15 protein-coding genes are annotated in these 21366 nt (G+C 64.7%); 9 read left to right on the forward strand and 6 right to left on the reverse strand.

The window, feature by feature from the left end; genetic code table 11:
* Window positions 1-6: 6 nt before the first annotated feature.
* From TO66_RS20365 to TO66_RS20375, 3 genes are all read right to left on the reverse strand, one after another.
* Window positions 7-3681, reverse strand: a complete 3675-nt coding sequence (locus tag TO66_RS20365) for a translocation/assembly module TamB domain-containing protein (RefSeq protein WP_044463956.1) — start codon at window positions 3679-3681, stop codon at window positions 7-9.
* Window positions 3678-5405, reverse strand: a complete 1728-nt coding sequence (locus tag TO66_RS20370) for an autotransporter assembly complex family protein (RefSeq protein WP_044463957.1) — start codon at window positions 5403-5405, stop codon at window positions 3678-3680. The genes TO66_RS20365 and TO66_RS20370 overlap by 4 nt, the downstream gene beginning before the upstream one ends.
* Before the next feature lie 63 nt (window positions 5406-5468).
* Entirely contained in the window at window positions 5469-6119 is a 651-nt protein-coding gene (locus tag TO66_RS20375) for a GNAT family N-acetyltransferase (protein ID WP_044463958.1), read from the reverse strand.
* A gap of 206 nt (window positions 6120-6325) precedes the next feature.
* Here TO66_RS20375 and xthA point away from each other — a divergent pair, with 206 nt between their 5' ends.
* Complete coding sequence (gene xthA / locus TO66_RS20380) at window positions 6326-7138, forward strand: exodeoxyribonuclease III (RefSeq protein WP_044463959.1); 813 nt, start codon at window positions 6326-6328, stop codon at window positions 7136-7138.
* Between the two features lie 41 nt (window positions 7139-7179).
* Here xthA and TO66_RS20385 read toward each other — a convergent pair whose 3' ends face one another.
* A complete protein-coding gene (locus TO66_RS20385) occupies window positions 7180-7512 on the reverse strand; it encodes a YegP family protein (RefSeq protein WP_044463960.1) in 333 nt (110 codons plus the stop codon).
* 251 nt (window positions 7513-7763) lie between these two features.
* Here TO66_RS20385 and TO66_RS20390 point away from each other — a divergent pair, with 251 nt between their 5' ends.
* Window positions 7764-9146, forward strand: coding sequence for a substrate-binding domain-containing protein (locus TO66_RS20390; protein ID WP_044463961.1), 1383 nt, complete (start codon window positions 7764-7766; stop codon window positions 9144-9146).
* A gap of 85 nt (window positions 9147-9231) precedes the next feature.
* On the opposite strand, the gene TO66_RS20395 is transcribed toward TO66_RS20390, so the two are convergent.
* Window positions 9232-10461 carry an acyl-CoA dehydrogenase gene (locus TO66_RS20395; RefSeq protein WP_044463962.1) on the reverse strand — a complete coding sequence of 410 codons (1230 nt, stop codon included), beginning with the start codon at window positions 10459-10461 and terminating at the stop codon, window positions 9232-9234.
* Window positions 10462-10661: 200 nt separating this feature from the next.
* Here TO66_RS20395 and TO66_RS20400 point away from each other — a divergent pair, with 200 nt between their 5' ends.
* The 3 genes from TO66_RS20400 (at window position 10662) to TO66_RS20410 (ending at window position 13170) form a co-directional block, all read left to right on the forward strand.
* A complete protein-coding gene (locus TO66_RS20400) occupies window positions 10662-11588 on the forward strand; it encodes a LysR family transcriptional regulator (RefSeq protein WP_044463963.1) in 927 nt (308 codons plus the stop codon).
* A 168-nt stretch (window positions 11589-11756) separates the two neighbouring features.
* Window positions 11757-12161, forward strand: a complete 405-nt coding sequence (locus TO66_RS20405) for a MerR family DNA-binding transcriptional regulator (protein WP_044463964.1) — start codon at window positions 11757-11759, stop codon at window positions 12159-12161.
* Window positions 12162-12270: 109 nt separating this feature from the next.
* A complete protein-coding gene (locus TO66_RS20410; RefSeq protein ID WP_044463965.1) occupies window positions 12271-13170 on the forward strand; it encodes a hydroxymethylglutaryl-CoA lyase in 900 nt (299 codons plus the stop codon).
* Between the two features lie 648 nt (window positions 13171-13818).
* On the opposite strand, the gene TO66_RS20415 is transcribed toward TO66_RS20410, so the two are convergent.
* Entirely contained in the window at window positions 13819-15513 is a 1695-nt protein-coding gene (locus TO66_RS20415) for an AMP-binding protein (RefSeq protein ID WP_044463966.1), read from the reverse strand.
* Between the two features lie 249 nt (window positions 15514-15762).
* Between TO66_RS20415 and TO66_RS20420 the strand changes: the two genes are divergently transcribed.
* The 4 genes from TO66_RS20420 to TO66_RS20435 are packed head-to-tail and all read left to right on the forward strand — an operon-like array spanning window position 15763 to window position 21323.
* Complete coding sequence (locus TO66_RS20420; RefSeq protein ID WP_044463967.1) at window positions 15763-16926, forward strand: isovaleryl-CoA dehydrogenase; 1164 nt, start codon at window positions 15763-15765, stop codon at window positions 16924-16926.
* Between the two features lie 11 nt (window positions 16927-16937).
* Window positions 16938-18545, forward strand: coding sequence for a carboxyl transferase domain-containing protein (locus TO66_RS20425; RefSeq protein WP_044463968.1), 1608 nt, complete (start codon window positions 16938-16940; stop codon window positions 18543-18545).
* 16 nt (window positions 18546-18561) lie between these two features.
* Window positions 18562-19377, forward strand: coding sequence for a gamma-carboxygeranoyl-CoA hydratase (locus TO66_RS20430; protein WP_044463969.1), 816 nt, complete (start codon window positions 18562-18564; stop codon window positions 19375-19377).
* Window positions 19377-21323 (forward strand): acetyl/propionyl/methylcrotonyl-CoA carboxylase subunit alpha, encoded by a 1947-nt coding sequence (locus TO66_RS20435; RefSeq protein WP_044463970.1) that lies wholly within the window; start codon window positions 19377-19379, stop codon window positions 21321-21323. Before TO66_RS20430 ends, TO66_RS20435 begins: the two co-directional genes overlap by 1 nt.
* Window positions 21324-21366: the final 43 nt, after the last annotated feature.

The raw sequence follows: 21366 nt of genomic DNA on the forward strand, positions 1-21366 counted from the left end.
GCCTGGTCAGAAATCGCGTTTGTAGAAGATGTCCAGCGAGCTGGCGACGCCGCTGGCGGCTTCCAGGTAGACCTTCTTACTCAGCTTGTAGCGCAGGGCGATGGTGTTGGCCGGCTCGAAGACCCCGACCCCGTAGCGCAGGCTGAGGCGCTCGGAGATATTGCCGCTGGCCACCACGCTGGTGGTATTGCCGCTGCCCTGGGTGTCGAGCTGGAAGTCGTCGATCCCCAGGTCCTTGGCCAGGCCGCCGGTGATGTTCGAGCTGCCCATCAGGCCAAGCCCCAGGGCGGCTTGCGCCAGCATGTTGTTGTCCTCGCCGGTGGTGCTCAGCGGACGGCCGAGCACCAGGTAGGACAAGGCCTGCTCCTGGCTCATCGCCGGTTCGGAGAAGATCTGCGTGGTCGGTTGTTCGGCGCTGCCGCTGAGGCGGATACCGGCAATCACATCACCGGTCTGGCGGATCGCCTCGATGTCCAGGTACGGCTGGTCGATCGGCCCGGCGAACAACAGCCGCGCCCGACGCACAGTCAGGCGCTGGCCATAGGCACGGTAGCGGCCGTCGTTGAGCCACAGCTCGCCGCGGGTGTCCATGTTGTCGCCGATGTGCACATGGCCCTGCAGGTTGGCGGTCAGGCCGAACCCGGAGAAGCTGAGCTTGTCTTCGCCGACCACCACATCGATATCCATCGCCATGGCCATCGGCGCTTTGCCCTCTTCGGTCTGGTGCCCGATGATCACCGTGTCGTCCGACACCTTGACCGTCGACGGCGGCAGCTCGCGGACCGTGATTTCGCCCTTGGGCACCTGGACCTTGCCGGCGATCGCCAGTTTGTCGTCCTTCATCGAGATCTTCAGGTCCGGCGCCACTTCCAGCACCGCATAGGGCTCGACGGTGACCGGCAGTTGCGTGCCTTTGAGGCTCAGGTCCACCACCAGCGCCTGCCCCCAGGCGAGATTGCCGCTCAGGCTGCCCTGCCCGGCCTTGCCACTCTTCCAGCCACCCTTGAGCTGCACGCTTTCACCGGCGATCAGCGCCTGCACCTGCAGGTCCTGGAGGCTGATGGGCAACTCGGGGCCGGAGACTTCGCCACCGCTGAGCATCAGGTTGCCATTGACCTGCGGCGCCAGCAGGCCGCCGGAAATGCGTCCGCTGCCATTCAGGGTGCCGGCCAGCTTCTCGACCATCGGCACGAACGGCCGCGCCACCGCCAGGTCCAGCCCGCTGAGGCGGAACTCGCCAGAAAGCGGTCTGTTTTTCGGCAGCGGGTTGATCTGCGCCTGCAGCATCAGTTCGCCAAGCTTGCCGCCGTTGAAGGCCAGTTGCGTGTCGATGCGCTTGGGGCTCAGGGTGGTGTCAAGCTTCAGCGCCTGATACGGGAAATCCAGCCACTGCTGCTTTTCCCTGACCCGCAAAGTGCCGCCGCTGGCATCCAGGACAATCCGCCCCTGCGGGCCAGCGGCCGGCATATCCAGCTTCACGTCGGCGTTGAGCCGGCCCTTCCAGGCGAAGTCCTTGGGCAACCACTGCGCCAGGCTGTCGATCGGGAACTGCTTGAGGTGGTAGCGCAGCTTGGGCTCGGGCATCAGCCGCTGGTCCTCGCCGCACAGGCTGGCGTCGCCGCTGGCCCAGCAATGGGCGCCGAAGTTCAGTTTGCCGTCGGCCAGGTATTCGAGCTTCGCCGGGGCTTGCAGCTTCCAGTCCTGCCCGCCGGTCTGGATATCGCCGCTGGCCAGGCGCCCGCGCCAATTGCCCTGGTTCAGGTTGCCGTCCAGGCCCAGCGCCAGCTTGAGTTGCGGGCCTTGCAGGTCCAGTTGCAGCTTCTGGCTCTTGATATCGCCCTGGCCACTGGCCGTCAGCGTGCCCAGGGAGGTTTCACCGACCTGGATGCCGGCGCCCTTGAGGTCGATCCGCGCCCGCTGTGCAGCGTCCAGGTTGGCATCGAGCTTGAGGCTCTGCAGACGATTGTCGGCGAGCCCCAGTTGCTGGCCTTGCAGGTCGAGCTTGCCCTGCGGCGCCTTGAGCGTGCCGGCCACATCGACCCGGCCGTTGAGCTGGCCGCGCAGCCCGGGCCACAGCTGGCCGAGGCGGGGCAGCTTGATATCGAGCTGCCCGGCCAGGCGCTGTTGCAGGCGACCGGCACCGTTGATGCGGTTGTCGCCCAGGCGGATGTCCAGGGTGTTCAGGTTCCATTGCTCGCCACCGCCATCGGCCCTGGCCTGCAACACCACCGGCTGGCCGCGCAGCTTGCCCTTGAGATCCAGGTCGGCATTGAGCTTGAGCTGCTCGTTCTTCATTTCGCCCTGGCTGCGCAAGGGGCCGGCCAGGGTGCCGGGCAACTCGGCGACCCAGTACGCCGGGTTGATCGCCGACAGATCCAGGGCGGTATCCCAGGCAATGCCATCGGCGAATTGCAGGTTCAGGTGCCCCTCGGCCTTGCCCTGCCCGGCCGCGAGCTTGAACTCGGGCAGGAAGATTTTCGTCAGGTCGCCGCTGAACGGGCTGCCGAGGCTGAACGCGCCCGCCGGACCGTCGAGGTCGCCCTGGAAGTTGCCCAGGTAGTTGCCATCGCGGTAAGCGACCTCGGCATTAAAACGATGCACCGCCACCGCCGGCTCTTCGATCAGCGGGTACAGGCGATGCCAGGGGAAATCCAGCCAGTCGAGCCGGGCTTCGGCGTTCAGGCCCTGGCTCCAGTCCAGCTGGCCGCTGAGCTTGAGGTGCTGCTTGTCGCTGGCCGTGAGGTCGAGCGCGGCGATCTGTGCGCCCTTGGCGTCGACCTTGCCTTGCAGCGCCAGCGCCACGGCCCCCTGCTCGGCCGGCAGAATGGCCTTGCCCAGCAACTGGTAACCGGCCTTGAGGTCGCCATCGCCGGTCAGTTCCAGCTGATTGAGCGTCAGGGTATCGGGCAGTTCGGCGCTGGCCTTGAAACCATCGGCGGTGATCCGCACCCGCGCCGGCAGGTTTTCCGCCAAAGGTTGCAGTTCACCGCTCAACCGGCCTTGCAGATAACCGCTGCTGTCGGCCGTGAGCTTGAGGGTCTTCAGCAGATCACCCTCCACCTTCAGCGCCAGCGCCCAGGGTTCGCCCCCCGGGGCCGGGAGGGTCAGGGTGCCGGCGGCGCTCAATGGCCAGTCGCCGCTGGGCGACAACAGCCCGGAAAGATTGAGGCTGAGGTCGTCGCGCAGCAGGCTCAGCGTCTCGATGTGCAGGCCCTTGGCGGTCCACTGCGCGGCCAGTTGCAGGCCCTTGAGCTGCTCGCTGCCGTTGAACCGCAAATCGCCGATGCGCACCTGGCCCAGTTCGATAGCCAGGGGCAAGCGCAGATCCGGCAGGCTGATCGGGCCACTGTCCTGCTCTTCCGCGCCCGGCGGGAATTGCAGGCTGACCTGTTGCACATCCAGTTGCTCGATGCACAGGGTCATGCGCATCAGGCAGGCCGGCGACCAGGCGAACGTCGGTGCCTGGAGCTCGACCCGGCTACTGTCCTGCTGCCATAACAAGTGATCGGCGCTCCACTGGCCGCCCAAACGCCCGGCGAAGTTTTCCACCGTCAGCCCCGGTACCAGGCCCAGGGCCCAGCGACTGCCGGCCTGGGTCCCGAGCAGCGACGCCAGCGCCAGTACCGTCACGGCCACCAGCGCGAACAGCGCCAGCAGCCCGATCTTCACACCACGCTTCACAGCTCTGGCCCCATGGAAAAGTGCAAGCGAATGCCGCCGTCGTCGTCCAGCGCATGGGCCAGGTCCAGGCGGATCGGCCCCACCGGCGACACCCAGCGCACACCGACGCCCACGCCGGTCTTGAGGTTCGGCAGCTCCAGCTTGTCGAACGAATTGCCCTGGTCGACAAAGGTCGCCAGGCGCCATTTTTCCGCGATCGAGTATTGGTACTCGACGCTGCCGGCCACCATGTAGCGACCGCCGATCCGATCGCCGTCGGAGTTCTCCGGCGACAGGCTCTGATAGTCGTAGCCCCGCACGCTCTGGTCGCCGCCGGCGAAAAAGCGCAGCGACGGCGGAATCTTCTTGTAACCGTTGGTGGCGCTGCCGCCGAACTGCACGCGGCCGAGGAAACGATGGTTGTCCCACACCGTGGTCAGGCCCTTGAGCAACACGGTGCCGTACAGCAGGTTGGTGTCTGAACCGGCCCCCTCCTTGGCCACCTTGGTGTCGAATTGCAGGCGATAGCCATTGTGCGGGTCGATACGGTTGTCGCTGCGCAGGTAGGAATAACTGACGCCCGGCATCAACAGGTTACTCAGGCCCGAGTCGTCGCCCAGCCGGTATTCCTCGCGCTGCCACTTCAGCGAAATCACCCGCTGCCAGCCACTGGGCAGCTTGCTATGCCACTCGGGGCCGAGGGTGAGCAACTTGCTCAGGCTGTCGGTATTGGCGATTTCTTCGTTCTGATAGCCGCCGGCGAAACGCAGCTTGTCGGTCAGCGGCGGGTCCAGCGGTATGTCGTAGAACAGCCCGACGTTCTGCCGCGGCGCGGACACTTCCGCTTCCCAGCCATAACTGTGGCCTTCGGCGTTGACCCAGTGCCGGGTCCAGTTGGCCTTGGCCCGCGGCCCCACGTCGGTGGAAAAACCCAGGCCCAGGCCCATGGTCCGCGGCTTGCGGGTCTGCAACTGGACCGCCACCGGGATCACCTCGGCGGTGGCCGCGGTGGGCGCCGCGTCGACGCGCACGCCTTCGAAATAACCGCTCGATTGCAGCGCCTGGTTGAGCTCGGCGATCAGCTCGGAATCGTAGGGAGTGCCGGCCTTGAAGGGCACCATGCGTTGCAGCAGGTCTTCGTCGAACGGCGTATCGCCGGCGAAACTGACCTTGCCCAGGGCATAGCGCGGACCACTTTCGTACACCAGCTCGATATCCGCCACCCCGGCCTGGGGGTCCACCGCGAGCTGCTGGCGGGTGAAGCGCCCGCTGAAAAAGCCATAGCGCGACGCCTGGTTCTGGATCAGGCGCTTGGCGTCTTCGTAGTGACCGTGGTTGAGCACCGCGCCGCTCTTGAGCTGATCGCTCCTGGGCACGCGAAAGCCCTTGAGGGAAGCCGCCGGGCCGTCGACCCGGATGGTGACGTTGCGCAGATGCACCGGCTCGCCCGGGTCGATGTCGAGCACCAGGCGCGGCTTCTCGCCGCCTTTGACTTCGCTGCTGATCCGCGGCTGGTAGTAGCCCAGGGCCTGGGCGGCCTTGCGGGCCTGCTCCTCGGCGCCACGGCTGAAGCGCAGCAGCGCCTCCTCGTCACGCTCGCCAACGCCGCCAATGTAGCCTTCCACATTGGCCTTGAGCTCGTCGTTAGAGGGTTTGACCCTGACGTCCAGTTCGCTCTGCGCCAGCGCCGCACAGCTGGTGAACAGCAGCAACAAGCCGCTGGTGAATCTTCCTGAAAACTTCATAGGCGCGAATGCTATCACGAGCGGGGAACGTGATAGAGCGCACAAATGTGAGGAAAGTTCTGTTCAACCGATCGCGCTGTGCACGACCTGCGGATTGGCGTGAAAAAAAACGTGTTCGCGAATCGGGCCAACCGCGATCTCGCCGATCTCCTCATAGCCCTGGCGCTTGTAGAAGTCCAGGTAGCGCGGGTCACCGGTGTCCAGCACCACCCCCTGGGAATGCTCGTCCACCGCGCACCAGTTGTGTACGGCCTGCAGCAGCTGCTCGCCGAAATGCTTGCCCTGGAATTGCGGATGGATGCCCAGCAACGGCAGCAGGTGCACCGCCTCCGTGGGCAGGCAGCTCTGCACCGCCGCGTGGTAGTCCAGGTAGCGCCGGGTACAGCGAAAACCGGTGCTGAGCACCATGCGCAGGCGCCAGGCCCAGCTCTCGGTGATCCCCAGACGGCGCTGGGGCGGCGCGATCAGGGCAATGCCGATCAGCCGGTCGTTGACCAGCAGGCCGATGGCCGGCAGGTCCTGGATGAAATGCTGCTTGACCAGCTCGCGCACCGTGGCCCGCACGCGCTGCTCGAACCCCGGGCGCTCGGCTTCGAACAGATAAGCGAAAGTCGGCTCGTGACGATAAGCCTGATACAGCAGGGACCGGGCTTCGCGGGCGTAGCCGCTGTCGAGCATATGAATGTCGGCGATGGCCGTCGAGGTTTCAGGCATGGCGGTGGCTCTCCCCTGGGCTGGCTGGAAATGGCCGGGCGGCATGGCAGTGTTCTGCGGTGCGGGTCTTGTTGCTAGGAGCCGAAACGGTGGGTGATCGTTCCTTCGCACCGCCCATGGACCTTAGCAGCGCATCCCTGCCGTCGCCACGCTGGCTGCCGCGCGACTTGTCGGCTAGCATCGCAGTTTTGCCAGGACTGCCGACCATGAAGATCGTCTCGTTCAATATCAACGGGCTGCGTGCCCGCCCCCATCAGCTGGCGGCGCTGATCGACAAGCACCAACCGGACGTCATCGGCCTGCAGGAGACCAAGGTCGCCGACGAGCAGTTCCCCCTGGCCGAAGTCCAGGCGCTGGGGTATCACGTGCATTACCACGGGCAGAAAGGCCACTACGGTGTCGCGCTGCTTTCGCGCCAGGCGCCCCTGGAGTTGCACAAAGGCTTCGACGGTGACGAGGAAGATGCCCAGCGGCGGTTTATCTGGGGCACCTTCGCCGATGCCCAGGGTACCCCGGTGACCATCATGAACGGCTACTTCCCCCAGGGCGAAAGCCGCGACCACCCCACCAAGTTCCCGGCCAAGCAGCGCTTCTACAGCGACCTGCAACACCTCCTGGAAACCCGCTTCAGCAACGAACAACCGCTGGTGGTCATGGGCGATGTGAACATTTCCCCGGAAGACTGCGACATCGGCATCGGCCCGGACAACATGAAGCGCTGGCTGAAAACCGGTAAATGCAGCTTCCTGCCGGAAGAACGCGAGTGGATGGCCCGCCTGAAAAACTGGGGCCTGGTGGACAGCTTCCGCCACCTGAACCCCGAGGTGGCCGATCGTTTCAGCTGGTTCGACTACCGCAGCCGCGGTTTCGAGGACGAACCCAAACGCGGCCTGCGCATCGACCTGATCATGGCCTCCCACGGCCTGCTGCCACGGATCAAGGAAGCAGGCGTCGACTACGACCTGCGCGGTATGGAGAAACCTTCCGACCATGCGCCGATCTGGCTCGAACTGAGCTGATCGCCGGCACAAAAAAGCCCATCCGAAGATGGGCTTTCTTTTTATACGCTCAGCAACTCGACCCGTTCGCTGGTGCCGGCCTGCATGATGGCCTCGATGGCGGACTCGCGGGTCGGCTCCGAGTCATACAGGTGGCTGACCAGGATCACCTCCTTGCCGGCCTTGAGGTTGAAGTAGGATTTGCCGCCCGGGGCGATCTTCTTTTCGTAATGGTTTGCCGAGGCGCAGTGGGTGCGAAACAGCGCGATGGCGGCCTCGGCACTGTCACGACACGGGTAACGGTCGCTTTGAAGCATGGTCTGCGCGTCCCTGGATTTCAGCAGGAACCTGAAAGCGCCGCTGCCATATTGCTTCAGTTCGAACCAGCCACTCATTTCATACTCCTTTGACACAAGCAAATTGCAGCCGCGGCTGCATCGACGCCTGGTGACAACGAGTCCTGGCATGCGCCAGTTCCCCTCCAGACAAAGTTTTCAACTCTACTAAGCCGCTGGCGCAGGGTCTTTAGGAGCATTCTGAAAAGCCCAGGCGAACCTTCTGGATAGCTGCCTCCGCTGTCACATCCCGGTCACCTCACCGACTTAATCTCGCCGCATTCGCTTCCGCCATAGAAGGCCATCGCCACATGTCACGCGTTTGCACCGTCACTGAACGGGATCTCTGGTGCCGGACCCTGTGCCTGCTCGTGGTCGGCTTCGTCTGCTACGCCCTGCCCTGGTCGGTGTTCGCCGCCCTGCCCCTGGCCGTCGACCAGCAGCCGGTGCTGCGCATCCAGGGCTCGAACACCATCGGCGCCGCATTGGGGCCGGCCCTGGTCAAGGGCCTGATGCAGGAACAAGGCTTGCTCGATATCCGCATCGACGCCTCGGACCGGGACAACGAACGCCGGGTAAGCGGCCAGGATGCCCAGGGCCGGCGGGTCTTCGTCGAGATCGCCGCCCATGGCTCCAGCACCGGTTTCAGTGCCCTGAAGAACGCCAGCGCCGACCTCGCCGCGGCGTCACGCCCGATCAAGGACAGCGAGCTGGTGGAACTGGAAAGCCTCGGCGACCTGAAAGCCCCGGAGGCCGAGCAGGTGATTGCCATCGATGGCCTGGCCATCATTCTCCACCCGCACAACCCGCTGGCGCGGCTGGATACCGAGCAACTGGCGCGCATCTTCAGCGGCGAGGTGAAAACCTGGGAAGAACTGGGCGGCGTCGGCGGCGCGATCCACCTGTACGCTCGCGATGACCGCTCCGGCACCTACGACACCTTCAAGGAACTGGTGCTGGCCCGGCGCGGCAAGAGCCTCGGCACGGCGGCGAAGCGCTTCGAGTCCAGCGAACAGTTGTCCGACGCCGTCAGCCGCGATCCCCAGGGCATCGGTTTCATCGGCCTGCCCTATGTGCGCCAGGCCAAGGCCGTGGCCATCGTCGACGGCGGCTCGCAAGCGATGTTGCCCCTGGACAGCCTGATCGCCACCGAGGACTACCCGCTGTCCCGGCGCCTGTACTTCTACCTGCCGCCGGAGGCACAGAACCCCTGGGCCAGCGCCCTGGTGCGCTTTGCCCAGAGCGACCGCGGCCAGGCCATAGTCGCGGCCAACGGTTTCGTCGCCCAGACCGTGCTGGCCATGAGCGTCGCCCCCGCGCCACAGATGCCCGAGGGCTACCAGGCCATCGCGCGGCAGGCGCAGCGCCTGACCGTGAATTTTCGCTTCGAGGAAGGCAGCGCCACCCTGGACAACAAGGCGCGCCAGGATCTGCTGCGGGTGGTGGATTTTCTCAAGCGTTACGACAAGCTGGACAAACGGGTGAGCCTGGTCGGGTTCGGCGACGACAAGGACGATCCGGCCCGCGCCGCGCTGCTGTCCAAGCTGCGGGCCATGGCGGTGCGTCGGGAGCTGGTGAAGAACGGCGTGGTGCTGCGCGAGATCCGCGGCTTCGGCGCGCAGATGCCGGTCGCGGCCAATACCGCGGACGAGGGGCGGATCAAGAATCGGCGGGTGGAAGTCTGGGTGTATTGACGCGGCGGCCGACGTCATCGCGGGCAAGCCAAGCGCCTACAGATGTACAGCGTCCGTAGGCGCTCGACTTGCCCGCGATAGCTGTTTAGTGCCCGCTGCGCAGCATTTCCTTGGGCACGTACTTGCCGATTTCGAACTTGCCGATGGCCGCGCGGTGCACTTCGTCCGGGCCGTCCGCCAGGCGCAGGGTGCGCTGCATGGCGTACATGTAGGCCAGCGGGAAATCGTTGGAGACGCCGGCCCCGCCATGGATCTGGATGGCCCGATCGATCACCTTCAAAGCCACGTTCGGCGCCACCACCTTGATCTGTGCGATCTCGCTTCTCGCCACCTTGTTGCCCACGGTATCCATCATGTAGGCGGCTTTGAGGGTCAGCAGCCGCGCCATGTCGATCTCCATCCGCGAGTCGGCGATCTTATCCACGTTACCACCCAGGCGGGCCAGCGGCTTGCCGAACGCGGTGCGGCTCACCGAGCGCTTGCACATCAGTTCCAGCGCGCGCTCGGCCATGCCGATCGAGCGCATGCAGTGGTGGATCCGGCCCGGGCCAAGGCGGCCCTGGGCGATCTCGAAGCCGCGCCCCTCGCCCAGCAGCACGTTTTCATAAGGCACCCGCACGTTGTCGAACAGCACTTCGGCGTGACCATGGGGCGCGTCGTCATAACCGAACACCGGCAGCGGCCGGATAATCTTCACCCCGGGGGTGTCGACCGGCACCAGGATCATCGAATGCTGCTGATGGCGCGGCGCGTCCGGGTTGCTCAGGCCCATGAAGATCAGGATCTTGCAGCGCGGATCGCAGGCGCCCGATGTCCACCACTTCTTGCCGTTGATCACCCATTCGTCGCCGTCGCGTACCGCCCGGGCGGCCATATTGGTGGCGTCGGACGAGGCCACGTCCGGTTCGGTCATGGCGAAGGCGGAACGGATCTCGCCGCGCAACAGCGGCTCCAGCCAGCGCTGCTTCTGCTCTTCATTGGCATAACGCACCAGCACTTCCATGTTGCCGGTATCCGGCGCGGAGCAGTTGAACGGCTCCGGCCCCAGCAGGGAGCGGCCCATGATCTCCGCCAGCGGTGCATATTCGAGGTTGGTCAGGCCGGCGCCGAGCTCCGACTCCGGCAGGAACAGGTTCCACAGGCCTTCGGCCCGGGCCTTGGCCTTGAGCTCCTCCATGATCGCCGTCGGCTGCCAGCGATCGCCTTCGGCGACCTGGCGCTCGAACACCGCTTCAGCCGGATACACATAAGCGTCCATGAACGCGGTCACGCGCTCACGCAGTTCCTGAACCTTGGGGGAATAGGCGAAATCCATGGGGCAGCTACCTTCTTGGCAAGGTGGTTGGGGGCATGGGACCGATGCTAGAACAGCTTACGAAAATTTACCTAGCCTATTCTCGGCGTGTATTAACATTCATCACCGATATATGATCGACGGATAAAAGCGGTCCCGGCCTCGCCAGCCGACCGGACAAGATGCCCTAACAAGACGCCCTAACAATAAGAGGCAGCGCAATGAATCTGAGCAAGGTCGACCTCAACCTTTTCATCGTCTTCGACGCGATCTACACCGAAGCCAACCTGACCCGTGCCGGGCAGATCGTCGGCATTACCCAGCCCGCCGTCTCCAACGCCCTGGCCCGCCTGCGCGAAACCTTCAACGACCCGCTGTTCGTGCGTACCGCCCAGGGCATGGTGCCCACGCCCATGGCGCAGAACATCATCGGCCCGGTGCGCAACGCCCTGTCGCTGCTGCGGGTGTCGGTCCAGGAAAGCCGCATCTTCAACCCCTTGCAGGCGGTCAAGACCTACCGCATCAGCATGACCGACCTGACCGAGGCGGTGATCCTGCCGCCGCTGTTCCAGCGCCTGCGGCGCCTGGCGCCCACGGTGATCATCGAAAGCTTCCTGTCCAAGCGCCGGGAAACCACCAAGGAACTGGCCGCCGGCCGCCTGGACTTCGCCGTCGACGCACCGCTCAATACCGACCCGCAGGTCCGTCACGTCAAACTGATGGAAGACCGCTATGTCTGCGCCATGCGCAAGAGCCATCCGCTGGCGGGCAAGGACACACTCAGCCTCGACGATTACCTGTCGCTGACCCATATCCATATTTCCAGCCGCCGCAGCGGCCTGGGCTACGTCGACCTGGCGCTGGGCAAGATGGGCATCCAGCGCAAGATCGCCCTGCGTTCCCAGCATTACCTGATGGCCTCGCAGGTGCTGCAACAGACCGACATGGTGATGACCGTGCCGGAACGTTTCGCCCGCCGTCACGACCTGCAAGCCTTCCACCTGCCCGTCAGCGGTGTGCCGCCGCTGGAAACCCACCTCTATTGGCACGAGAGCACCGACCAGGATCCCGCCAACCGCTGGATGCGCGAGCAGATGATCGAGTTGTGCCAGCAAGTGACCGCCCAGGAGAAAAAACTCGAACAGTGAACCGTAGGAGCGAGGCTTGCCCGCGATAAGCACGCCGTGGTTTCCCTGAACCACCGTGTCCTCGCTCATCGCGCGCAAGCCTCGCCCCTACCGACGGCACTGGATCTTGCTTGACGTATACGTCAACCTCGAATTAGCTTAGCGCCAAGACCTTTTTCGAGTGCCTCCATGAGCAGCCAGACCTACAGCATTTCCGACCTCGCCCGAGAACTCGACATCACCACCCGGGCCATCCGCTTTTATGAAGAACAGGGCCTGCTCGCCCCCGAACGCCGTGGCCAGGAACGCATCTACTCACCGCGGGACAAGGTCAGCCTGAAGCTGATCCTGCGCGGCAAGCGCATCGGTTTCTCCCTGGCCGAATGCCGCGAGCTGATCGAACTCTACGACCCCTCCAGCGGCAACCTGAAACAACTGCACAGCATGCTGGCGAAAATCGCCGAGCGTCGCGAACAGCTGGAACAGCAGTTGCTGGACATCGAGCAGATGAAACTCGAACTGGACACCGCCGAGGAACGCTGCACCCAGGCGCTGGAGCAAACCATCAAGAATCAGAAAAGCGCCGCGCAATAACCGCCCCGGGTCACCAACGCGAACATCGCTCCCGCCCTGCGGTTTGCGTCGCCGATCGCAGCCTGCGGCAGCGGCGACATCCGTGCCCACTCATTACAGGTAAAGCCCCATGTCTCTTCCCTCCCATGTACGCCTGGTCGAAGTCGGTCCCCGCGACGGCCTGCAGAACGAAGCCCAGCCCATCAGCGTCGCCGACAAGGTGCGGCTGGTGGATGCCCTGAGTGACGCCGGGCTTGGCTATATAGAAGTCGGCAGTTTCGTCTCGCCCAAATGGGTGCCGCAGATGGCCGGATCGGCCGAGGTGTTCGCGCAAATCCAGCGCAAGCCGGGGGTGACCTACGGCGCCCTCGCCCCGAACCTGCGCGGGTTCGAGGATGCGCTGGCCGCCGGGGTCAAGGAAGTCGCGGTGTTCGCCGCCGCGTCCGAAGCCTTCTCCCAGCGCAACATCAATTGCTCCATCAGCGAAAGCCTGGAGCGTTTCGTGCCGATCATGGAGGCGGCGAAACGACAGGGCGTTACCGTGCGCGGCTACGTGTCTTGCGTGCTGGGTTGCCCCTACGAGGGCGCGGTAGCCGCGGAGCAGGTCGCCGTGGTGGCCCGCGAGCTGTACAACATGGGCTGCTACGAAGTGTCCCTGGGCGACACCATCGGCACCGGGACCGCGGGCGCCACCCGGCGGATGTTCGACGTGGTGGGCGCCCAAGTGCCGCGGGACAAGCTCGCCGGGCATTTCCACGACACCTACGGCCAGGCCCTGGCCAATATCTACGCCAGCCTGCTGGAAGGCATCACGGTGTTCGACAGCTCCGTCGCCGGGCTCGGCGGCTGCCCCTACGCCAAGGGCGCCAGCGGTAACGTCGCCAGCGAGGACGTGCTGTACCTGCTCGATGGCCTGGGGATCGAAACCGGTGTCGACCTGGAACGCCTGATCCTCGCCGGCCGGCAAATCTGCTCCGTATTGGGGCGCCCCAGCGGTTCGCGCGTCGCCAAGGCCCGTTACCCCGAATGAGGCCCTCGCCTGTTGCAGGGTGTTACCGGGCCCGCTGAGGCACGCTCGAAACGGGTAACACGGAAACAGTTTGTCGATTTTCTAGCGGTACAGATAAAACCCAGTTTTTATCAAATCATTGATTTTAAAGGGTTTTAAAAAGTTGGCACGGCAACTGCTATATCTCTGGCATAACAAGAATAAAAAGCAGCAAAGCTAATAAAAATAAGACGAAACGACTCTGACATAACAAAAACAACACGGCAGAGACGCAGCTAACAGATTTTTTTGGAGAGGATGTGTTTTCCAGGGTGCCCTCAACAACAAGAGCCACCCGCAACCGGGCAGAGAACAATAAAACTACCCCAAGGTAGCTCCCGAACTGGTTGGTCGCGCAAGCGAGAAAATAGATCAGCGCTCAAAAAAATACGTTTGCTCTTGATCCCGGATGGGGATCGCCAAAAACAGCGGTAAAGGGCAACGGTTGCCAAAAACAACAACAGACCGCCCCTTCAATAATAAAAAAGAGCACGCAACGACAAAATTAAAGGGGAGCTTCGGCTCCCCTTTGTGCTTTCTGCCATTCCTGTTTTCTTTCCTGATTCGGCGGCGACCCTGGGGTCGCTATCGCCAGGCTCGCTCCTTGTAGGAGCGAACCTTGCGATGACATCAGGAACGCCCGCGCAACTCCTCGATGCTGATCTCGCGCATCCTGAACTTCTGGATCTTGCCGGTCACGGTCATCGGAAACTCCTCGACGAACCTGAAGTAACGCGGCGTCTTGAAGTGGGCGATGCGTTCCTTGCACCAGGCCTGCAGCTCTCCTTCGCTGGCGGTATGGCCGGGGTGGAACTTGATCCAGGCGACTATTTCCTCGCCGTACTTCGAGCACGGAATGCCGATCACCTGCACATCGGCCACCGCCGGATGGGTGAAGAAAAACTCTTCCAGCTCCCGCGGATAAATGTTCTCGCCGCCGCGAATGATCATGTCCTTGTTACGCCCGGCGATGCACACGTAGCCCTGCTCGTCCATGGTCGCCAGGTCGCCGGTGTGCATCCAGCCGGCCTGGTCGATGGCTTCGGCGGTGCCCTGGGGGTTATTCCAGTAACCCAGCATCACGCTGTAGCCGCGGGTACACAGCTCGCCGATAGTGCCCCGCGGGACCACATTGCCCGCCTCGTCGATGATCTTGCTTTCCAACTGCGGCTGGGTGCGGCCGACCGTGGTCACGCGCAGTTCCAGCTCGTCCGCCGGCCCGGTCTGCAGCGACACCGGGCTGGTTTCGGTCATGCCGTAGGCGATCTGCACTTCGCTCATGTGCATCTCGCCGATGACCCGGCGCATCACCTCGATCGGGCACGTCGCCCCGGCCATGATCCCGGTGCGCAGGCTCGACAGGTCGAACCCGGCCCGCTGTGGCTGATCGAGCATGGCGATGAACATGGTCGGTACGCCGTACAAGCCGGTGGCTTTCTCCTCGGCCACGGTGCTCAGGGTCAGCAGCGGGTCGAAGGCATCGTTGGGGTAGATCATGGTGCTGCCGTGGGTCACGCAGCCCAGGTTGCCCATGACCATGCCGAAGCAGTGATACAGCGGCACCGGGATCACCAGGCGGTCCTCGGGGCCCAGGCCCAGGCTCTCGCCGACCATGTAACCGTTATTGAGGATGTTGTAGTGGCTCAGGGTCGCGCCCTTGGGGAAACCGGTGGTGCCGGAGGTGTACTGGATATTCACCGCCTGGTCGGGGTCCAGGCTGTCCTGGCGTTCGCGCAAGGCCTCGACGCTGACCGCGGCCGCCAGGTCGGCCAGTTGCGACCAGGGCAGAAAGCCCACCGGCGGGCGGGCATCGAGGCTGATCACGCCGCGCAGATCCGGCAGGCGCTCACTCTGCAACTGGCCGATGGAGTGCTGCGCCAGTTCCGGCGCCAGGCCCTGCAGCATGGCGTGGTAGTCGGAGGTCTTGAACGCGCCGGCACACACCAGCCACTGGCAACCGGACTGCTTGAGCGCGTATTCCAGCTCGGAACTGCGATAGGCCGGGTTGATGTTCACCAGGATCACGCCGATCTTGGCGCTGGCGAACTGGATGATGCACCACTGCGCGCAATTGGGCGCCCAGATCCCCAACCGGTCGCCGGTCTTCAGGCCCAGGGCCAACAGCGCCCGGGCGTGCAGGTCGACGGCCTCGGCCAGTTGCTGCCAGCTGTAACGCAACTGTTGATGACGCACCACCAGGGCTTCGCCCTGTGGGTAGGACGCCACCGTGCGATCGAACGCCTGACCGACGGTCAGCGCCAGCAAGGCCTTGTCCTGTGTGCCGCGAGTGTAGCTGCGCCCCGGCGCGGATGCGGATTGATCCATGACGACCCCTATTGTCTTTATTGTAGGAGCGAGGCTTGCCCGCGATGGGTCACCGCGATGGGGTTGTTCCATCGCGTCAGCGCCATCGCCAGCGAGCTCGGCATTGACAGAATCGCGCAAGTTGACGTTTACGTAAAGGGTGATTGACAGCCACCGTTCGCAGGCTTACGTTAACGTAAAGGTGAGAGCCAAATCAGCCGCTCTCCACAGCCCCACTCCTCACATAAAAACAAGTTTGAAGGTGCCCCCATGAGCTATCCGACCCTGAACTTTGCCCTCGGCGAAACCATCGACATGCTCCGCGACCAGGTGCAAGCCTTCGTCAAGGCCGAGCTCGCGCCACGAGCGGCACAGATCGATGCCGACAACCTGTTCCCCGCCGACATGTGGCGCAAGTTCGGCGACATGGGCCTGCTGGGCATCACCGTGCCGGAAGAGTACGGCGGTGCCGGCCTGGGCTACCTGGCCCACGTGGTGGCCATGGAAGAAATCAGCCGCGGCTCGGCCTCGGTCGCCCTCTCCTACGGCGCCCACTCCAACCTCTGCGTCAACCAGATCAACCGCAACGGCAACCACGAACAGAAAAGCAAATACCTGCCCAGGCTGATCAGCGGCGAGCACATCGGCGCCCTGGCCATGAGCGAACCCAACGCCGGCTCCGACGTGGTGTCGATGAAGCTGCGCGCCGACAAGCGCGGCGACCGCTACGTGCTCAACGGCAGCAAGACCTGGATCACCAACGGCCCCGACGCCAACACCTACGTGATCTACGCCAAGACCGACCTGGACAAGGGCCCCCACGGCATCACCGCCTTCATCGTCGAGCGCGACTGGAAAGGCTTCAGCCGCAGCAACAAGTTCGACAAGCTGGGCATGCGCGGCTCCAACACCTGCGAACTGTTTTTCGATGACGTGGAAGTGCCGGAAGAAAACATCCTCGGCGTGCTCAACGGCGGCGTGAAAGTGCTGATGAGCGGTCTGGACTACGAGCGCGTGGTGCTCTCCGGCGGACCGACCGGGATCATGCAGGCCTGCATGGACCTGGTGGTGCCCTACATCCATGACCGCAAGCAGTTCGGCCAGAGCATCGGCGAGTTCCAGCTGATCCAGGGCAAGATCGCCGACATGTACACCCAGCTCAACGCCAGCCGCGCCTACCTGTATGCGGTGGCCCAGGCTTGCGAGCGCGGCGAGACCACGCGCAAGGACGCCGCCGGGGTGATCCTCTACAGCGCCGAGCGCGCCACCCAGATGGCCCTGGACGCGATCCAGATCCTCGGCGGCAACGGCTACATCAACGAATTCCCCGCCGGCCGCCTGCTGCGCGACGCCAAGTTGTATGAAATCGGCGCCGGCACCAGCGAAATCCGCCGCATGCTGATCGGCCGCGAACTGTTCAACGAAACCCGCTAACGGAGCTGTCCATGGCTATCCTGCATACCCAGCTCAACCCCCGTTCGGCGGAGTTCGTCGCCAACAGCGCAGCCATGCTGCAACAGGTCGACGCCTTGCACACCCTGCTCGCCCAGGTCCAGCAAGGCGGTGGCGCCAAGGCCCAGGAGCGGCATACCTCGCGCGGCAAACTGCTACCCCGCGAACGCATCAACCGCCTGCTCGACCCGGGCTCGCCCTTCCTCGAGGTCAGCCAGTTGGCAGCCTATGAGGTGTATGGCGAAGACGTGCCGGCCGCCGGGGTGATCGCCGGCATTGGCCGGGTGGAAGGCGTGGAATGCATGATCGTGGCCAACGACGCCACGGTGAAAGGCGGCTCCTACTACCCGCTGACGGTGAAAAAACACCTGCGCGCCCAGACCATCGCCCAGCAGAACCGCCTGCCGTGCATCTACCTGGTGGACTCCGGTGGCGCCAACCTGCCGCGCCAGGACGAGGTGTTTCCGGACCGCGAGCACTTCGGGCGGATCTTCTTCAACCAGGCCAACATGAGCGCCCAGGGCATCCCGCAGATCGCCGTGGTCATGGGCTCCTGCACCGCCGGGGGCGCCTATGTGCCGGCCATGGCCGACGAGGCGATCATGGTCCGCGAACAGGCCACTATCTTTCTCGCCGGTCCGCCGCTGGTGAAGGCTGCCACCGGTGAAGTGGTCAGCGCCGAGGACCTCGGCGGCGCCGATGTGCACTGCAAGGTCTCCGGTGTCGCCGACCACTATGCCGACAGCGACGAGCACGCCCTGGCCCTGGCCCGGCGCAGCGTGGCCAACCTCAACTGGCGCAAGCAGGGCGAGTTGCAGCAACGCGCGCCGATCGCCCCCTTGTATGCCAGCGACGAGCTATACGGAGTGATTCCGGCGGACGCCAAGCAGCCCTTCGATGTCCGCGAAGTGATCGCGCGGCTGGTGGACGGCTCGGTCTTCGATGAGTTCAAGGCGCTGTTCGGCACCACCCTGGTGTGCGGTTTCGCCCACCTGCACGGCTACCCGATCGCCATCCTCGCCAACAACGGCATCCTCTTCGCCGAAGCCGCGCAGAAAGGCGCGCACTTCATCGAACTGGCCTGCCAGCGCGGCATCCCGCTGCTGTTCCTGCAGAACATCACCGGCTTCATGGTCGGGCAGAAATACGAAGCCGGCGGCATCGCCAAGCATGGCGCCAAACTGGTGACCGCGGTGGCCTGCGCCAAGGTGCCGAAATTCACGGTGATCATCGGCGGCAGTTTCGGCGCCGGTAACTACGGCATGTGCGGCCGCGCCTACGACCCGCGCTTTCTGTGGATGTGGCCCAACGCGCGGATCGGCGTGATGGGCGCCGAGCAGGCCGCCGGGGTACTGGTGCAGGTCAAGCGCGAACAGGCCGAACGCGGCGGACACCCCTTCAGCGCCGCCCAGGAAGCCGAGATCAAGCAGCCGATCCTCGACCAGTACGAACACCAGGGCCATCCGTATTACTCCAGCGCCCGGCTGTGGGACGACGGCGTCATCGACCCGGCGCAGACCCGCGACGTCCTGGCGCTGGCCTTGTCCGCGTCCCTCAACGCCCCTATCGAACAGAGCCGCTTCGGCGTGTTCCGCATGTAACCTGCGCGAGACTGACATGAACGACTTCAACACCCTGGAACTGCTGAAGGACCCTCGTGGTTTCGCCACCCTGTGGCTCAGCCGCGAGGACAAGAACAACGCCTTCAACGCGGAAATGATCCGTGAACTGATCCTCGCCCTGGACCAGGTGCAAAGCGATCCGAGCCTGCGCTTTTTGCTGCTGCGCGGCCGTGGCCGGCACTTCAGCGCCGGCGCCGACCTGGCCTGGATGCAGCAGTCGGCGGAACTCGACTACCACACCAACCTCGACGATGCCCGTGAGCTGGCCGAGCTGATGTACAACCTGGCCAAGCTGAAGATCCCGACCCTGGCGGTGGTGCAAGGTGCGGCCTTCGGCGGCGCCCTGGGCCTGATCAGCTGTTGCGACATGGCGATCGGCGCCGACGATGCGCAGTTCTGCCTCTCGGAAGTGCGCATTGGCCTGGCTCCGGCGGTGATCAGCCCGTTCGTGGTGCAGGCCATCGGCGAACGCGCGGCGCGCCGCTACGCCCTGACCGCCGAACGCTTCAGCGGCCAGCGCGCCCGGGAAATCGGCCTGCTGTCGGAAAGCTACCCGGCGGCCGAGCTGGAGCCACAGGTGGCGTTGTGGATCGACAACCTGCTGCTCAACAGCCCCTGCGCCATGCGCGCCAGCAAGGACCTGCTGCGTGAAGTCGGCAACGGTGCCCTGACCCCTGCCCTGCGCCGCTACTGCGAAAACGCCATTGCCCGGATTCGTGTCAGCCCCGAGGGCCAGGAAGGCCTGCGCGCCTTCCTGCAAAAACGCCCGCCGAGCTGGCAGCCTGCCCCGACCACCAAGGAGTCGCGTTGATGAGCGCCCCTGTCCTGACCACCCTGCTGGTGGCCAACCGCGGCGAGATCGCCTGCCGCGTGATGCGCACCGCCAAGGCCCTGGGCCTGACCACCGTGGCTGTGCACAGCGCCACCGACCGTGATGCCCGGCACAGCCGCGAAGCCGACTTGCGGGTCGACCTGGGCGGCAGCAAGGCCGCCGACAGCTACCTGCAGATCGACAAACTGATCGCCGCCGCCAAGGCCAGCGGCGCCCAGGCGATCCACCCGGGCTACGGCTTCCTCTCGGAAAACGCCGGTTTTGCCCGCGCCATCGAGGCCGCCGGCCTGATCTTCCTCGGCCCGCCGGCTTCGGCCATCGACGCCATGGGCAGCAAGTCGGCCGCCAAGGCCCTGATGGAAACCGCTGGCGTGCCCCTGGTCCCGGGTTACCACGGCGAAGCCCAGGATCTGGAAACCTTCCGCCTCGCTGCCGAACGCATCGGCTACCCGGTGCTGCTCAAGGCCACCGCCGGGGGCGGCGGCAAGGGCATGAAAGTGGTGGAAGACGTCAGCCAGCTGGCCGAAGCCCTGGCCTCGGCCCAGCGTGAAGCGCAGTCGTCCTTTGGCGACGCGCGGATGCTGGTGGAGAAATACGTGCTCAAGCCGCGTCACGTGGAAATCCAGGTGTTCGCCGACCGGCACGGCAACTGCCTGTACCTCAACGAACGCGACTGCTCGATCCAGCGTCGCCACCAGAAAGTCGTCGAGGAAGCCCCGGCCCCGGGCCTGAGCGTCGAACAGCGCAAGGCCATGGGCGAAGCCGCGGTGCGCGCGGCCCAGGCCATCGGCTACGTCGGCGCCGGCACCGTGGAATTCCTGCTCGATGCCCGCGGCGAATTCTTCTTCATGGAAATGAATACCCGCCTGCAGGTGGAACACCCGGTGACCGAAGCCATTACCGGGCTGGACCTGGTGGCCTGGCAGATCCGCGTGGCCCAGGGCGAAGCGTTGCCTCTCACCCAGGACCAGGTGCCGCTCAACGGCCATGCGATCGAAGTGCGGCTGTATGCCGAAGATCCGGGCAACGACTTCCTGCCGGCGACCGGGCGCCTGGAGCTGTACTGCGAATCGGCGCCGGGGCCGGGCCGACGGGTGGACAGTGGCGTCGCGGAAGGCGACAGCGTGTCGCCGTTCTACGACCCGATGCTCGGCAAGCTGATTGCCTGGGGCGAGAACCGCGAACAGGCGCGCTTGCGCCTGCTGGGCATGCTCGACGAGTTCGCCATCGGTGGATTGAAGACCAACCTGGCGTTCCTGCGGCGCATCATCGCTCATCCGGCCTTCGCCGCCGCCGAGCTGGATACCGGTTTTATCCCGCGTTATCAGGACCAACTACTACCGCCGGCCAGCGCCCTGGGCGACGAGTTCTGGCAGGCCGCCGCCCAGGCGTTCGCCCAGGGCCAGCCGAAGCAGCCGCGCGCCGACGACCGCCACTCCCCCTGGGCCGAAGCCAGCGGGTTGCGCCTCGGCCTGCCGCGGGAAACCGTGCTGCACCTGGAGTGCGAGGGGCAGGACCGGGCGCTCAAGCTGGATACGAGCAACGGCGCTATGCGCCTGGACGGAGAACGGCTGTCCATCGACCACCAGGGGCTGCGCCAGCAGCACCGGGCAATTCGCCAGGGCGACTCGCTGTATCTGCAGTGGCAGGGCGAGATGCGTCGCGTCACGCCCTACGACCCGATCGCCGCGGTCGAGGCCAGCCACAGCCATCAAGGCGGCCTGACCGCGCCCATGAACGGCAGTATCGTGCGGGTCCTGGTACAGGCCGGGCAGAGCGTCGAGGCCGGGGCGCAACTGGTGGTGCTGGAGGCCATGAAGATGGAACACAGCATCCGTGCACCACAAGCCGGGGTGGTCAAGGCGCTGCATTGCCAGGAAGGCGAGATGGTCAGTGAGGGAAGTGCCCTGGTAGAGCTCGAATAAGCTCTTGAGGCCAAAGATCGTTCCCGCAGCTTTGCGGGAACGG

Source organism: Pseudomonas sp. MRSN 12121 (assembly GCF_000931465.1).
GTDB lineage: Bacteria > Pseudomonadota > Gammaproteobacteria > Pseudomonadales > Pseudomonadaceae > Aquipseudomonas.